The sequence below is a fragment of the Acidisoma sibiricum genome (assembly GCF_057837225.1).
Window position 1 is genome coordinate 1915948 of record NZ_CM174445.1, and the last position, 14596, is coordinate 1930543.

Here is a 14596-nt window from a genome sequence, read left to right on the forward strand (position 1 = left end):
TGGGCCTCGGGAGAGGCGTTAAGCGATCGTCACGCGTACCGGTGGCAGGCCGGAGATGAACCCCTCCAGCACGTCTCCCGGCTGCACGGCGGCCACCCCTTCCGGCGTGCCGGTAAAGATGAGGTCGCCGGGCGCCAGCGTCACGAAGGTGGAGAGGGTCGCGACAATTTCGGGAATGCTCCAGATCATGTCGGCCAGGTCGCCTTCCTGCCGCTCCTCGCCGTTGACATGCAGCAGCACATGGCCGTCTTCGCCGTATTTGCGGCCGATTTCGCTGGCCGGCACCATCTCGCCGATGGGGGCGGAGTGATCAAACCCTTTGCCCATGTCCCAAGGTTTTCCGGCCTTCTTCGCTGCGCCCTGAAGGTCCCGCCGCGTCATGTCGATGCCGGCGGCATAGCCCCAGATATGGCCACGTGCCTCAGCCACGGGGATATTCGCGCCCCCCGTGCCGATCGCCACCACCAGCTCCACCTCATGATGCAGATCGGCCGTCTGCGGCGGATAGGGCATGTCGGCCCCGCCCGTCAGGATGGCGTCGGCCGGTTTGGTGAAGAAGAAGGGCGGTTCGCGGTCGGGGTCCGCGCCCATCTCCCGCGCATGGGCCGCGAAATTGCGGCCGACGCAGAAGATGCGGCGCACCGGAAACAGGCCGCCACCCCGCACCGGCACGGCCGGCTGGGGCGGCTGGGGAATGACATAATCGCCCATCAGCCGAGCGCCGCGACGCCGGGCAGCGTCTTGCCTTCAAGCCATTCCAGAAAGGCGCCGCCGGCCGAGGACACATAGCTCAGCTCATCGATGACGCCGGCCTGGCGCAGCGCCGAAACGGTATCGCCGCCACCGGCGACGGAGCGAAGCTTGCCTTCCTGGGTGAGGTCGGCGACGGCTTTCGCGACTTTCATGGTCGAGGCATCGAAGGGCTGAATCTCGAATGCGCCCAGCGGCCCGTTCCAGACCAGGGTTTTCATATCCTGCAGGCGCGCGATGATCAGGTCGGCCGTCGCCGGCCCCACATCCAGCGCCATCCCGTCATGCGCGGCATCCACGGGGAGAATTTCGGTCGGGACATGCGCCTTGAATTCCTGCGCGACGGTGCCGTCCACCGGCAGCAGGATTTCGACGGAACCCTGTGCGGCCTGGGCCAGGATCTGCCGCGCGGTTTCATGCAGGTCCTTCTCCTGCAGCGAACGGCCCACGGGGAAGCCCTGCGCTGCCAGGAAGGTATTGGCCATGGCGCCGACGATGACGAGCACATCCACGCGGCCCAGCAGATTGCCGAGCAGATCGAGCTTGGTCGAAACCTTGGACCCGCCGACGATCGCCATCACCGGGCGCTCCGGTTTCGAGAGGGCGGCTTCCAGCGCCTCCAGCTCGGCCTGCATCAGCCGTCCGGCATAGCTCGGCAGATGATGGGCCACGCCCTCGGTGCTGCCATGGGCGCGATGGGCTGCCGAGAAGGCATCGTTGACGTAAATATCGCCAAGCTTGGCGAGGGCGGCGGAGAAGGCAGGGTCGTTCTCCTCCTCGCCCTTATGGAAACGGGTATTCTCCAGCAGCAGCACGTCGCCGTCCTGCAGCGCCGCGACCGCGTCCTCGGCCACCGGGCCGATACAGTCATCGGCGAAGGCCACCGGACGGCGCAGCACTTCCGCCAGCGCCTCGGCCAGCGGTGCCAGAGACATTTCGGGGACGCGCTTTCCCTTCGGGCGCTCGAAATGCGAGAGGACAATGACCCGGCCGCCGCGGTCGGCGATGTCCTGGATCGTCGGCGCGACACGCTCCACGCGGGTCATGTCGCTGATATGGCCGTCCCGCATCGGCACGTTCAGGTCAGCGCGCACGAGCACGCGCTTTCCCTTCACCTCTGCCTGATCGAGCGTCTTGAACGTCATTGCGCGTCCCCTGATCGTCAGTTGGTCTGGGTCAGATCACAGCGCGCCAAAGGCGGCGGCGGTGTCGGACATGCGGTTGGAGAAGCCCCACTCATTGTCGTACCAGGCAAGCACGCGCACCAGTTCGCCATCGACGACGGCGGTCTGGGTAGCATCGAAGGTGCTGGACGCCGGGTTGTGGTTGAAGTCCGAGCTGACCAGCGGCTCGGTGTTGTAGTCGAGGATGCCCTTCAGGCTGCCTTCGGACGCGGTCTTCATCACCGCGTTGATCTCTTCCTTCGTGGCCTTCTTGGCGAGGTTCACGTCAAGCGAAACGAGGGAGACATTAGGCGTCGGTACGCGGATCGCGGTGCCGTCCAGCTTGCCCTTCAGCTCCGGCAGCACCAGGCCCACGGCGCGCGCCGCACCGGTCGAGGTCGGGATGGCGGACAGGGCTGCGGCGCGGGCGCGGTGCAGGTCCTTATGCAGCGTATCGACCGTCTTCTGATCGCCGGTGTAGCTGTGGATTGTCACCATATAGCCGCGCAGGATGCCGAAATTGTCCTGCAGGACCTTGGCCACGGGGGCAAGGCAGTTGGTGGTGCAGGACGCGTTGGAGATGACGGTCATATCGGCGGTCAGCGTCTTCTCGTTGACGCCATAGACGATGGTCGCGTCCACGCCATCGGCGGGGGCCGAGATGATCACCTTGCGGGCGCCGGCATCCAGCAGCGGCTGGGCCTTTTCCTTGCTGGTGAAGATGCCCGTGCATTCCAGGGCCACATCCACGCCCTTGAGCGGGATCTTCGCGGGGTCGCGTTCGGCGGTCACTTTGATCGGCGCATAGCTGCGGCCGTTGTAGCTGATCAGCAGGCTGTCGCCTTCGACCTTCACTTCGCCCGGGAAGCGGCCATGCACGCTGTCATAGCGAAACATATGGGCGTTCGCATCGACCGATCCGAGGTCGTTGATCAGCACGGGGACGACGTCGGTGCGCCCGCTTTCGATAAGGGCACGCAGAACCAGACGCCCGATACGGCCGAAACCATTGATCGCTACCGTCACCGCCATAGTCAACTTCTCCTCATGTTGCATGCCCCGGATCGGGGCATCAGAGCTTCTTTTTCACCGCGGTCACCAGCGCTTCCGCGGTCACCCGGAAATATTCACCTGGCCGGGCTGCCGACAGCCCAAGGCTCGCCGCTCCGATAAACTGTCCGCGCTCGCCAAGCCAGCGGCCCCAGCCGAAATCTGAACCGGCTTCCACCGCCAGCCGCGGGGCGTCTCCCAGGACATCGGCGCGATAGGCATCATTCTGGTTGGCAAACAGGGACCAGCACGGCAGCGACACGACTGCAACGGAAATTCCTGCGTCAGCCAAAAGACGCCGCGCCTCCATGGCGACAGCCAGTTCCGCGCCGCTTGCGATCAAAGTCGCAGCGCGCGCTTCATACAAGCCCGCCGCGACATAGCCGCCCCGCGCACAGGCGTTTTCCGTACTGTCCTGGCGCCAGCGCGCCATGGCTTTGGCGGTATGCAGCAGCACGCTGGGCCCGTCATCCCGCTGCAGCGCCAGCTCCCAGCATTCGGCTGTTTCGATGGCGCAGGCGGGGCGCAGAACAAGCAGGTTCGGGATGGCGCGCAGCGAAGCAAGCGGCAGGGCCGCAGCCGCACCCGGGTCGCTGTGATCCTCGGACAGGATATGGATGACGCGCTGACCGTCACGGGCCAAAGACCGCAGCGTCTGCGGCAGGCTGTCCGCGCCCGTCGCCTGGGTCTCCGCGACGATCGTCAGGCCGCCATGGGTCGCGGCTCCCGCCAGCACGGCAGGCAGGGCGGTGGCTGCCGCGCCCAGCGCGATATGCCGGCCCCCGAAATCGCCCGCATCCACCGCCGTCATCCCCGTAATCGGTGCGGTCGCGTGGGGGTTCGCGCTGCCAGGTGCGGCGCCGGTGAGGTCGGGGATCGCGTTCGCCATGGCGGTCGCGCATAGGCGGCCGGCCACCAGGGGCGCCATCGGCTCCGTCACCTCGGCCACGCGCGTGCGCTCCGCCCGCACCTCGTCCCGCCAGCCGTCGGGCAGCCGTCCGGCCAGCACGCGCTCGAATTCCGCCACCTGGGCGTGGCGCGTCAGGCGTTTCAGCCAGCCCCGCCGGGCGGTGGTGCTATGCGATCCCGCCGCGCGCCAGGCCTCGCGCACATCCTCGGCAATCGCACGTTCCAGCAGTTTCGGTGGCGTTGCCGCGCGCCTGCAGGAAATCAGCAATGGCTTGCGGGCGCGCAGCGCGATGGTGAGTGCCGAGGCGACGGCCGCAGGGTCCTGGGCCGCGATGCGCTTCGTCGCCCATCCCCAGGTCGCGAAAGGCTCCAGCATGGCGTTGATGCTATCGGTGTCGGCGGCAGGCGGCTCCTCCACCATCACCGCGAGCTTCGCGAGTTTTAGCTCACCCGCCAGAGAGGCCGCCTCATAGGCCAGTCCGCCGGCCAAAGCCGCGGGCGTCGACCACAGCCAGACGCGATGGTCGACCAGGCTTTTGCCGAAACGCGCCGCCATCATGCGTTCTGCCAGCGCTTCGCCCACGGCGAAGGCCAGCGCCTGGCCGGGCACGCCCAGAACGGTGTCGATCCCCGGCATGCCATGGGCCAGTTCGCCCGGCTCGACGCCACAGAGTTCGAGGATGACGCGCAGAATCTGAGCCTGTTGCCGGCAGGATACGACAACGCGGTCGCGATCGGCCCAGGCAGGCGCCGCCGCATCGAAGCGGAGCACACGCGTCCACAGCGTGGTCGCGACTTCCACCACCGGGCTTTGTGCCGTCTCGGGCGTCACCAGAAGTTCGGGTGCCAGAAGCGTGGTCTCGGTTTCGGCCTCGGCAGCCGTGGCCGTCGCACGGGCGAAAAGGACGGTGCGGACCGCCTCCGCCAGGCGTTGCTGCCGTTCGGGCTGACGAAGCTGGGCCAGCGGTGTCGGCTCCGCGACATGCGGGACCTTCCGGGCGAAAATATCCGCCAGTCGGGTCACCAAACCTCCTCAATGGTCTCTGGAGCACGGCGCATGAGGGTTTTTAGCTGGGCGCACCCGATGAGCAAGCCCTGCAGGCTGATCGCACGGGGGCGTGAGCGCGCTCACCTTCACGCGACAGAGCCTGTGAAGCCAATGCGCACCGCCAATTTGACTGTTACCGCAGCGCCTTTCGTCTGGCGCAGCGCGCAAGATTAAAAAGGGGTAATTCCATGAGGCAAGATAAGTCTCGTAATAATCGCTGGCTTATGTCCAGCGCATGCGGCCTGGCTCTGCTCGCGGCGTCCGGCTCGGCCGCCTTGGCGCAGAACGTGCCCACCTCGGACGCAACCGCGCCGCAGGGTCCGGGTGCAGCGACGCAGGTGATCCAGCTCAAGCCTGGCCAGGAAGCGGGAACGCCGACGGTCATGCCCGCAGATACCGCCGGCAACCCGGCTGCCTCCACGCAGGACGCGCATTTCGTCTGGGCGGCATCCGCGACCAATCAGGCCGAGATCGTCCTTGGCAAGCTGGCGCAAGATCGCGGCCAATCGCCGAACGAGCAGAATTACGGGCGCATGCTGCAGGGTGACCATGGCAATGCCGAGCAGGCGCTGAGCGCCATCGCTGATCCGCTGATGCTGAAGACCGCGCCGGGCCCCAATCCGATGCAGACGGCCATGCTCCAGCACCTGCAGTCGGTCCCCGACGATCAGTTCGACGCTGCCTTCAATCACGCCATGATCCGGGGGCATGAACATGCCATCGCCATGTTCCGCAAGGAGGCCATGACGGGCCAGAACCCGCAACTCCGGGACTATGCGCGCCAAAGCCTGCCCGTGCTGGAACGCCATCTCCAGCTCGCTGAGCAGATGAGCCCGATGCCAATGGGTGGCCCGGCCATGGCCACGATGGCGCCGGCCCCGGGCATGGCTCCGCCGCCAGCGCCTGGAATGGGCATGGCCCCGCCGCCGCCCCCGGGCCCTGTGCCGGGCACGATCGCGTCCCCGGTCTCCGGCAATCCTGACCAGTCGGCGGATCAGCTAAACGGCCGTATCCTGCAGTTCAACGGCCAGTCCTGACTGTCCAAGCGGTCTTAGAGCACTGCGTCTGGCTCGGCCACCAGCCGGGCCAGATGGTCGAATTCCTGGACCGATAAGGTTTCTGCCCGCCGCGTCGGCTCAATCCCGGCGCGGTTGAGCAGGGCTTCGCCGCCGAGCGGCTTCAAGGACGCGCGCAGCATCTTCCGGCGCTGGCCGAAGGCATGCTGGGTGACTTTTTCCATGGCAGCGAAGAGCGCCAGTGACGGCTGTTCCGCATGCGGAATCAGCCTCACCACCGCGGACCAGACTTTCGGCGGCGGCGTGAAAGCCTCGGGCGGCAGCCGCATGGCCAGCACCGTGCGGCAGGTCCATTGCGCTAGAACCGACAGGCGGCCGTAAGCTTCGCTATCCGGCGCGGCCGCGATGCGTTGCGCCACCTCTTCCTGAAACATCAGCGTCAATTGCTCATAGGCGCGGATATCCCGCAGCCATCCAACCAGCAGCGGTGTGCCGACATTGTAGGGAAGATTGGCGACGATCTGCCGCGGTGCCGGTGTCAGGTCGGCCGCGCGCAGCTTCATCGCGTCGCCGCTCACCACATGCAGCCGGCCAGGATAGAATTCCGCCAGTTCATGGGCGACCGCGACACCCCGCTGATCGATCTCGATCGCGGTGACGCTCGCGGCCGGCGTGGCCAGCAAGGCGCGGGTCAGGCCGCCCGGACCTGGTCCCACCTCAATCACATGCCGCCCGGTCAGATCCCCGGCCATGCTGGCGATCCGGGCGGTCAGATTCAAATCCAGCAGAAAATGCTGGCCGAGGGCGTGTTTCGCCCGGAAATTATGCCGGGCGATGACATCCTTCAGCGGCGGCAGGGTGTCGATCGCTGGCGCCGCCGAAGGTTTGGATAGGGTCATCCCGGGGTCTGGTTCTGCATGATCTCGATGGAGCCCTGGCGATGCAGATCGTCCAGAGTCTGCTGTGCGGCCAGACCGACGCGGTTCTGGAACAGCTGTTCGCTGATCTGATCGCGCGTCGGCGCCGCCGCGGCCTGGGTGTCGCGGCTGCAAATCATCACGACAGAGACACCGTCATTCGCGATCAGCGGCGGGCTCACCTTGCCGACGGGCAGAGAGGACAGCAGCTGCTGGAACTGCGGCGGCGTCACCTGGGCCAGATTGACCGGACCGGGATCGGTGGGCTTCACATTGCCGGCCGCTTTGTTGGCAGCTTCGATATCGGCGCAGCTATGAGCCGAGGTCTCGATCGCATGCAGCTTCGCCATGGTTTCGCGCTGCTGCGGGGTCGGGTTCTGCTCGTTCAGGCGCGAGGAAAAGGGCAGAAAAGCCTGGCGCAGATGCAGAACCAGATCCGGGCCGGCGCCACTATCCGTCTGGCCCGCCTGCTGGCGCCCGCGCAGCTGCACGATGACCAGTCCGCCCGCCACCGGGACCGCGTTGCTGATCGCACCGATCGGCATCTGGGTGACAAGCTGCGCGACCGATGGGTCAAGCTGATCGGCGCCCACCCAGCCCAGCGCGCCGCCTTGCAACGCGGTCTCGCCCTGGCTGAACTGGGCCGCGATGATCGGGAAGGCCGCGCCCGCGCGCAGCTGCTGGATGATCGTCTGGGCAAAGCGGTCGGCACCTGCGGCCGCGGCGGGGCTGTTGATGGGAATGAAGATCTCGCCCACGTTATACTGCGGACCGGCCTTCTTATCCGTCATCAGCTTTAGCTGGCGGTTGATATCCGCGTCCGTCGGGCGGCCCATATTGGCCACCACCTGACGCAGGACCTGGTTCCAGCCGATTTGCGTGCGGATCTGGGAGACCAGCGTGCCGGGATCAACGCCCAGGCCGCGCAGCTTCTGCTGCAGCATGCCGGGCGCCATATTGTTATTCTTCTCGATATCGCCGAGCGCGGCGGCCACCTGCTTGTCGTTGATGACAATACCGCGCCGCAGCACTTCCTGGATCTCCAGGCGCTCGTTGATCAGCTGCTGCAGGATCTGCGGCTTCAGCCGGTCGACAACGTCGGGGGAGGCCTGCTGGCCGGTCGCGAGCGCGAAGAACCGCGCCCGGTTGTCGACGTCGTCATTGGTGATGACGTCGCCATTGACGACGGCGGCGATCGTCGCGGTCTGGGCTTCGGCGCCGGGCATGGTCATGCCGGCGAGCGCAAGCCATGCCGGCACCGCCGCCAGGCAAAGAAATTTCAGGCGGAAGGACATGGCTTTATACGAAGCTCCCGAAAACCTAGGCATATTAAAGTGCGTTAAACCCAATGGCGCCGATTGTCTTGAAGGTCACGGTGAAAAGCACGGTGGTCGAGCCGCTTTCGCCGTCAATCGTCGTATTGCTGTGAACGTAGCTGAGATTGAGGCCAAGGCAGTCATTCTGCCAGCCGATGCCGACATTGGTGCTGTCCAGCTTGCCGGTCTGAATATTCTGCTGAACGGCGCCGTTGAAGCTCCAGGCGCCCCGCAGCGCTGTCAGGCCGAAGGTCGCCTCGCTGCGCGGCGTATAATATTCGGCCGGCGGCGGGCTGCCGTCATAATAATAATAGGGATCGACGGCCGAATAGAGATACCCGGCCGTAACCCGCAGCGCCGGCACGCCGGCCGAGACGAAGGTATCGGTATACTGGTCCTGCAGGCTCTTGTGGTTCAGCCGGGTGCGATAGGTGAAGTCAAGCCAGCTGGTCGGCGTATAGGTCAGCCGGGCGACCACGTCCGACACATTGTCCGTCAGGCCGGAACCGGGCGCGAAGGTATCGTCGGTATGGGTCCGGTAGGACTGGCCGATCAGCCCCTCCAGTCGCGATCCGTTGTTGAAATACCAGGCGCTCTCGAAGCCGACATTGGCGCGCATGCCGTTTTCCAGCCGGTCGATGCCAGGATATTTGTTGAAGCCGAAGAGATTGGCATCCGTGAACTGGAAATCGTAGCTGTCTTCGTTCGGAATATTGGTGACGTTGACATTGTTGTTGATGATCGGCGCCGCGATCAGCTGGATGATCGGCTCGAACAGCTGCGACCCCAGCGACCCTGATTCGTTCATGATCGGATAGCGGTAGTTGAGCGCGAATTGCGGCAGGGCGCGCAGCTCGGACGCATGCGTGTTCGACGTGTCGTAATTGGGAAATTCGTTGATGTTATCGGCATTGTAGCCGGCCAGGTCGAGATGGACCTCCGCCCCCCATTGCTCGCCGATGCCGTCCTGGAAGGGCAGGTTATAGTCGCTGCTGATCGCCGCGCGCTGCGTATCGGTGCCGGTCGTGCGCAGGATGTTGAAAGCGCTGGCATTGACCGCGATGGTGCCGCCCAAACTATCGGGATCGCCCTTATAGGCATAGGCGGCATAGGGCAGGACAAGCGGCAGCTCGCTATTGGTGACGCTGCCGACCAGGCCCTGGTAGAAGCTCGACTCGATGCGGGCATAGGAGCCTTGGCCGAAGCCTTCCAGATAAAGCTGGCTCTCCAGCTCATTCGTATTGGGCAGGATCGAATAGTCGTTCAGATAGGTAACCGAGGACGCGCGCGCGATATTGAACCCGGCCCGCCAGGCGCTATCCAGATCGAAGGTGCCGTCGGCGAAAAGCGCACCCTGAAGTTGGCCCTTGTCGAAGCCGGCCGAGGCATTGACGTTGATCTGGCCGAAATTGAAGGAATGGCGCAGCTTGACGTCGCCCGCCAGACCTTCGCCGCTCGACACGATCGGCGTGAGGATCGCGTCGGTAGATTGATCAATCACCCAGTAATAGGGCGTCTCTGCAAAGGCGCCGATATGGCTGTTGTAGCCGGCACTGGGGATCAGCAGGCCGCTGGTGCGTGGGGACGTCGGGTCGGGATGGGCGAAATACGGCAGCCACAGGAAGGGCACGCCATACAATTCCATCGTCGCGTCGCGGTATTCGATCATGTGGTGCTCGACGTCCTGCGTCGCAGTGCGGGCGGTCAGCTGCCACAGCGGGTAACTCTCGGGATGCTTGGCGCAGACGTCGCAGGCCGTATAGACGGCCCGGCTCAACTCGTTGACCTTGCCTTCCGTGCGGCGGCCGCCATTGGCGGCCAGTTTGGCGTTCTGCGGCAGGCTCACATTCATGGCGCTCATCACGCCATTGGTCATGTCCTGGCTGAGTTCGGCGTAGTTGGAATAGACCACCTGCCCGTCGGGCGAGACCAGCACGACATGGCCGACGGCGTCCGCAACATTGGTATTGCGGTCGAACAGCACGCGGTCGGCGAACAGCACATGCCCAGCCTGCCAGGCTTCGACATGGCCTGACAGGGTGACGATATTCGTCTTCTGGTTGTAGTCGATGCGGTCAGCCTTGAAGGTCACCGGCTGCTTGCGGTCGAAGGTCGGACCCGAGGCGTCGGCGAGCGCACCCTGGATTAGCTGCGGCGCGAAGGCGGTCAGCGTGATCAGCGAGACGGCACCCAGCAGCGCCTGGCGGCATAGCTGCGCCGATGTCACCGGCCGGTGCAGGCGGCACCGGCTGATGAGGCTTCGGATCTTGCGTCCCCGCTGCGTGGGAGAAGTCTGAGACATTAGGCGGACCCTCAACCGTCTTCGAGGTGCAGGAGCAAGGACAGTGCCAGCATAAGCCCGGCCGCAGCCGGCGCCCAGGCGGCCAGCACCACCGGCAGCGCGCCGGACTGGCCGAATTGTTGGGCGACCTGCGATAGCATGAACAGCGCGAAGCCGGCGGCCACGCCGCCGCCGATCATGCGCGCGATACCACCACGCCGGCTCGTCTGCATGGAAAATCCCGCGGCCACCAGGGACATGGTGGCACACAGCAGCGGCAAAGCCAGCAGCGCCTGAAAGCGCAGCCGGTGGGCGACCGTCGAAAATCCCGCTTTTTCAAGAATCTGAATGAAGCTCGGCAACTGCCAGAAGGACAAGGCATCGGGCGCGGCGAAACTCTGCTGGATGCGGTTCACATTCAGCTCAGTCGGCAGGGACAGGGCGCGCGGCTCCGTCGGCACCTGGCCCGGGATCAGCACGCGCGCGTCCGCCAGCAGCCAGTCGCCCGGCATCAGCCGCGCAGTCTGCGCCTCGATGCGATCGATCATCTTGTCGTTAGGACCGACCCGGAACACCGTCATCGGGCCGGTTGTCAGCACCTTGTCACGCATCATCACCCCGGTCGCATGGATGATGGCGACGCCGCCGCGCTGGCGTGTGTCATCCCCCTGGCGCAGCCATAACTGGCCGCCGTTGAGGGCGAGCGGTCCGCCGCCAGCATCCAGGAAGGTCTCCTCCAGCGCATTGGCCTTGGCAAACAGCATGGCCGAGACCGGGCTTACCGCGACCACCCCGAAGACGCCAAGGCCGAAGGCACAGAAAATCGGTCCCAGCAGGAACTGAAAGGCCGAAAGCCCGGCGGCGCGCGCGACCACCAGTTCAGAGGATCGCGCCAGCCGCCAGAAGGCCCAGATGCCGCCCAGAAGCACGGCGAACGGCAAAATCTCCAGGATCGCCCAGGGCATGCGCAGCAGCGCCATCTCCACCACCAGGCCGAAGGACGCGTCCGGCCGGGTCGCCGACCGGCGCAGCAGTTCCAGGAAGTCGAACAGCGAGACCAGACCGGTCAGCGCGGCCAGCATGGTGACGACGGAGAGCGTGAACAGCCGGCTGATATAGGCGGCAAGGATGCGGGACAGGAACACGGGCGTCAGACCTCGGCCTGGTCGGGCATGGCGGGCAGGGGCTCAGGCACGGGCGGCACGCGGATGCGCTCCGGCCGGAACAGCAGCCAGGCGGCGATGAGCCCGGGCAGGATGGCGTGCAGCCAGACCAGCGGCAGCAGCGCACTGTTGCGGGCCGCGAGATTGCCGCAGCTCAGCCCCAAGGCCACCAGGCCCACGGTGATGCCGACGCCGATCGCCGGCCGGGCGAAGCCGCCATGGCGCCGGAAGGCGCCGGTCAGCACCGAGGCCAGCGCCACCAGCGCGTAGGACAGCACGGTCAGCGGTTCGGACAGTCGCCGGTGCGCCTCTTCCCGCCATTTCGGAATGTCCTGCGGACGGATCTCTTCCGGGGAGGGATGCAGCAGTTCATGCAGCGACACCTCGGAATCGTCACGGAAGCGGTCGTCGTCGCCGCTCGCGCTGGATGACAGGTTGATCACGTTCTCGCTGAAGGTGAGCAGGTTGAGGCGGCCGCTTTTTTTGTCGACCTCCTGCCGCGCGCCGTTGAACAGGATCACCTGCGGTCCGGTGCGGCCGGGCTCGATGCGGCCGCTCTGGGCGATGATGGTCGCGGGGTTGGCGGGGTTGCGCTCGTCATCCACCAGAATGCCGTGCAAGTCGCCACCCGGATCGCGCTTGCGGACATAAACCGTCAGATTGTTGGAAATCGTCGTGAAGACCCCCTCCTGGACAAGGAAGGCCACGATGCGGCTGCGGATTTCAAACTGGTATTCGCGAAAGGCCGCGAAACTCGCCGGCACGACCCAGACATTGAGCCAGAGGCACAGCACCGCGACCCCGGTCGCCAGCACCAGGGTGGGCCGCGCCAGCGCGAAGGGGGACTGGCCGGCGGCGCGCATCACCGTCAGTTCCCGGTCGCCCGCCAGGCGCTGATAGATGAACTGCACCACGACGAACATTGTGATCGGCAGGATCACCGCCACGAAGCTCGGCACCAGCAGCACGGTCAACCGCAGGAAGACGAAGGGCGACAGGCCGCGATTGACGATCAGTTCGACGAAGCGCAGCGACTGCGTCAGCCAGATGAGGGCCACCAGCGCCAGCGTCACGGCCACCAGGGCGCCGAAGATCTGGCGCAGAATATAATTGTCGAGCCGCGTCAGCGGGCTACGGAACAGGGAAGGGGCGACAGCCATCAGCGGTGATCATATCCTTGTTTCGACGCGGCGAAGCCACCCGAAGGGCGCGCTTGTATCGGAGCCCGCCGGATTTCACAAAAGCGACCGTTCGGACTCTCCGCCGCCTGCCATCTCCGGCCGGTTCCGGCTATAGGGTGTGGATGACAAAAACGAAGCCGCCTCCGCTGCGGTCGCCGGTTAGATCGTCTGGGCGTCGTCTGCGGGATGTGCTGCTTCTTCCCCTGGCTCTGCTCCTCGTGGGGTTTGAGATCGGTCTGGAAACCGGCGCGCGCGTGCTGCGCCGGTGGAAACCCGTGCGGCTGCTGGAAGCCACCATCGGCCGCCTGCCGCCCTGGGCCATCCTGCCGCTCTTCATCATTCCCGAAGCCATGAGCCATATCGGCGGTTTCTACGCGGCCTATCTGCTCGCCCATCGCAAGCTCTTGGCGGCGACCCTGGTCGCTGTCCTGGTCAAGGGTGTGGGATTGCTTATCGCACTCTGGATCTATCAAGCCTGCCGTCCTGCCCTGATGACGATCCGATGGTTCGCATGGGTGCATGGCAAGGTTGAGGCAGCCCGCGACTGGGCGATGGGGCGGATGCGTCCCACTCTGTTCCGGCTGCGGTGGGCGATGCGGCGGGTCCGCACCGGCTTGGCGATCGGTCCGGCGGAGCCGGGCGCGCGCCACAGCGGTCGCCGCTTTGCGGCCATCCGCGCCCGCCTGCTCAGCCGTCTCGGACGCTGGCGCGCGGCCCGCCGTGGCCTCGGCCCGCGTGGTCGCCCTAAGGATTGAGCCGGCCAAAGCGCTGCCGATAGTCGCTGGGCGAGACGGACAGCACCCGCAGGAAAGCGCGGCGCATGCGCTCTTCGTCGCCGAATCCGCAGCGCGTGGCGACACGCGCGACCGGAATCGTCTGGTCATCGGCCAGCATCCGGCGCGCGGCCTCCACCCGCAGCGACTCCACAGCCCGGGCCGGGGTGGTGCCGGTGCGGGCGGCAAAACTGCGTGCGAAGCTGCGCGGCGACATCCGCGCGCGCTCCGCCAGCACCTCGACCCGAAGGTCGGCCGTCAGGTTCTCGGCCATCCAGGCGTGCAGTGCCTCAAACTCTCCGGCGCGGTCTGCTGATTGCGCCGCCAGCGTGCGGCTGAACTGGGCCTGACCGCCCGGACGCTTGAGGAACATGACAAGGCTTTGCGCGGTGCTGAGCGCCGTCGCATGGCCTTCGTCCTCCTCCACCAGAGCAAGCGCCAGGTCGATGCCGGCGGTGACCCCGGCCGAACTCCACAGCGCGCCGTCCTGCACGAAAATCGGGTCGGTCGCGACCCGAATGGCAGGGAACCGCTCCGCGAGCAGGCTGCAATATTGCCAATGGGTGGTCGCGCGGCGCCCGTCCAGCAGGCCGGCCGCGGCAAGCAGGAAGGTGCCGAGACAGACCGAAGCCGTGCGCCGCGCCCCCCCGGCCGCTTGCTGCAGCCAGAGCGTGAGCGCCGCATTGTCCGACTCCGCCACCGTCGTGGCCCCGCCGGGCACGATCAGCGTGTCGATATCGGTGAGCGCCGTCACCGGGTCGGTAGCGATGGCTATTCCGGTATCGGTGGTGATCAGCCCGCCCGCCAGCGAGACGGTGCGGATCGCATAGGCAGGCGGTTCGCCTGCCTCCACCCGGTCTTCCGAGACGGTCGCGAAGACCTGCGCCGGCCCCGCGATATCCAGCAGCAAAGCACCCGGAAAGGCGAGAATCGCAATGGTGCGGGGTTTGGCAGGAAAGGAGGGCATCTTGTCCTTCAGGTCACGCGGGCGGCGCGCAACAATGCGGCCATCCATCAGCCCTGTCACGG

12 protein-coding genes are annotated in these 14596 nt (G+C 66.0%); 2 read left to right on the top strand and 10 right to left on the bottom strand.

The window, feature by feature from the left end:
• Positions 1–18 precede the first annotated feature (18 nt).
• From AC3G7M_RS09095 to AC3G7M_RS09110, 4 genes are read right to left on the bottom strand one after another with little or no spacing between them, the layout of a single operon-like run.
• Positions 19–711 carry a fumarylacetoacetate hydrolase family protein gene (locus tag AC3G7M_RS09095; protein ID WP_489215821.1) on the bottom strand — a complete coding sequence of 231 codons (693 nt, stop codon included), beginning with the start codon at positions 709–711 and terminating at the stop codon, positions 19–21.
• Positions 711–1895, bottom strand: a complete 1185-nt coding sequence (locus tag AC3G7M_RS09100; RefSeq protein ID WP_489215823.1) for a phosphoglycerate kinase — start codon at positions 1893–1895, stop codon at positions 711–713. The genes AC3G7M_RS09095 and AC3G7M_RS09100 overlap by 1 nt, the downstream gene beginning before the upstream one ends.
• Positions 1896–1931: 36 nt before the next feature.
• Positions 1932–2945 (bottom strand): type I glyceraldehyde-3-phosphate dehydrogenase, encoded by a 1014-nt coding sequence (gene gap / locus AC3G7M_RS09105; RefSeq protein ID WP_489215825.1) that lies wholly within the window; start codon positions 2943–2945, stop codon positions 1932–1934.
• Positions 2946–2985: 40 nt separating this feature from the next.
• Positions 2986–4896 (bottom strand): transketolase-like TK C-terminal-containing protein, encoded by a 1911-nt coding sequence (locus AC3G7M_RS09110; RefSeq protein ID WP_489215827.1) that lies wholly within the window; start codon positions 4894–4896, stop codon positions 2986–2988.
• 248 nt (positions 4897–5144) lie between these two features.
• On the opposite strand from AC3G7M_RS09110, the gene AC3G7M_RS09115 reads away from it, so the two are divergent.
• Entirely contained in the window at positions 5145–5957 is an 813-nt protein-coding gene (locus tag AC3G7M_RS09115) for a DUF4142 domain-containing protein (protein WP_489215829.1), read from the top strand.
• Between the two features lie 14 nt (positions 5958–5971).
• Here the strand turns inward: AC3G7M_RS09115 and rsmA are convergent, their stop codons facing one another.
• The 5 genes from rsmA to lptF are packed head-to-tail and all read right to left on the bottom strand — an operon-like array spanning position 5972 to position 12773.
• Complete coding sequence (gene rsmA, locus AC3G7M_RS09120; RefSeq protein WP_489215831.1) at positions 5972–6835, bottom strand: 16S rRNA (adenine(1518)-N(6)/adenine(1519)-N(6))-dimethyltransferase RsmA; 864 nt, start codon at positions 6833–6835, stop codon at positions 5972–5974.
• Complete coding sequence (locus tag AC3G7M_RS09125; protein WP_489215833.1) at positions 6832–8148, bottom strand: peptidylprolyl isomerase; 1317 nt, start codon at positions 8146–8148, stop codon at positions 6832–6834. The genes rsmA and AC3G7M_RS09125 overlap by 4 nt, the downstream gene beginning before the upstream one ends.
• Before the next feature lie 34 nt (positions 8149–8182).
• A complete protein-coding gene (locus tag AC3G7M_RS09130; protein ID WP_489215834.1) occupies positions 8183–10471 on the bottom strand; it encodes an LPS-assembly protein LptD in 2289 nt (762 codons plus the stop codon).
• Between the two features lie 11 nt (positions 10472–10482).
• A complete protein-coding gene (lptG, locus tag AC3G7M_RS09135) occupies positions 10483–11595 on the bottom strand; it encodes an LPS export ABC transporter permease LptG (RefSeq protein WP_489215836.1) in 1113 nt (370 codons plus the stop codon).
• Between the two features lie 5 nt (positions 11596–11600).
• Positions 11601–12773 (bottom strand): LPS export ABC transporter permease LptF, encoded by a 1173-nt coding sequence (gene lptF, locus AC3G7M_RS09140; protein ID WP_489215838.1) that lies wholly within the window; start codon positions 12771–12773, stop codon positions 11601–11603.
• A gap of 209 nt (positions 12774–12982) precedes the next feature.
• On the opposite strand from lptF, the gene AC3G7M_RS09145 reads away from it, so the two are divergent.
• Positions 12983–13549: a hypothetical protein gene (locus AC3G7M_RS09145; RefSeq protein ID WP_489215840.1), complete on the top strand. Its 567-nt coding sequence runs from the start codon at positions 12983–12985 to the stop codon at positions 13547–13549.
• Here AC3G7M_RS09145 and AC3G7M_RS09150 read toward each other — a convergent pair.
• Complete coding sequence (locus tag AC3G7M_RS09150) at positions 13539–14582, bottom strand: GlxA family transcriptional regulator (protein ID WP_489215842.1); 1044 nt, start codon at positions 14580–14582, stop codon at positions 13539–13541. The two genes, AC3G7M_RS09145 and AC3G7M_RS09150, sit on opposite strands and share 11 nt — an antisense overlap.
• Between the last annotated feature and the right edge of the window lie 14 nt (positions 14583–14596).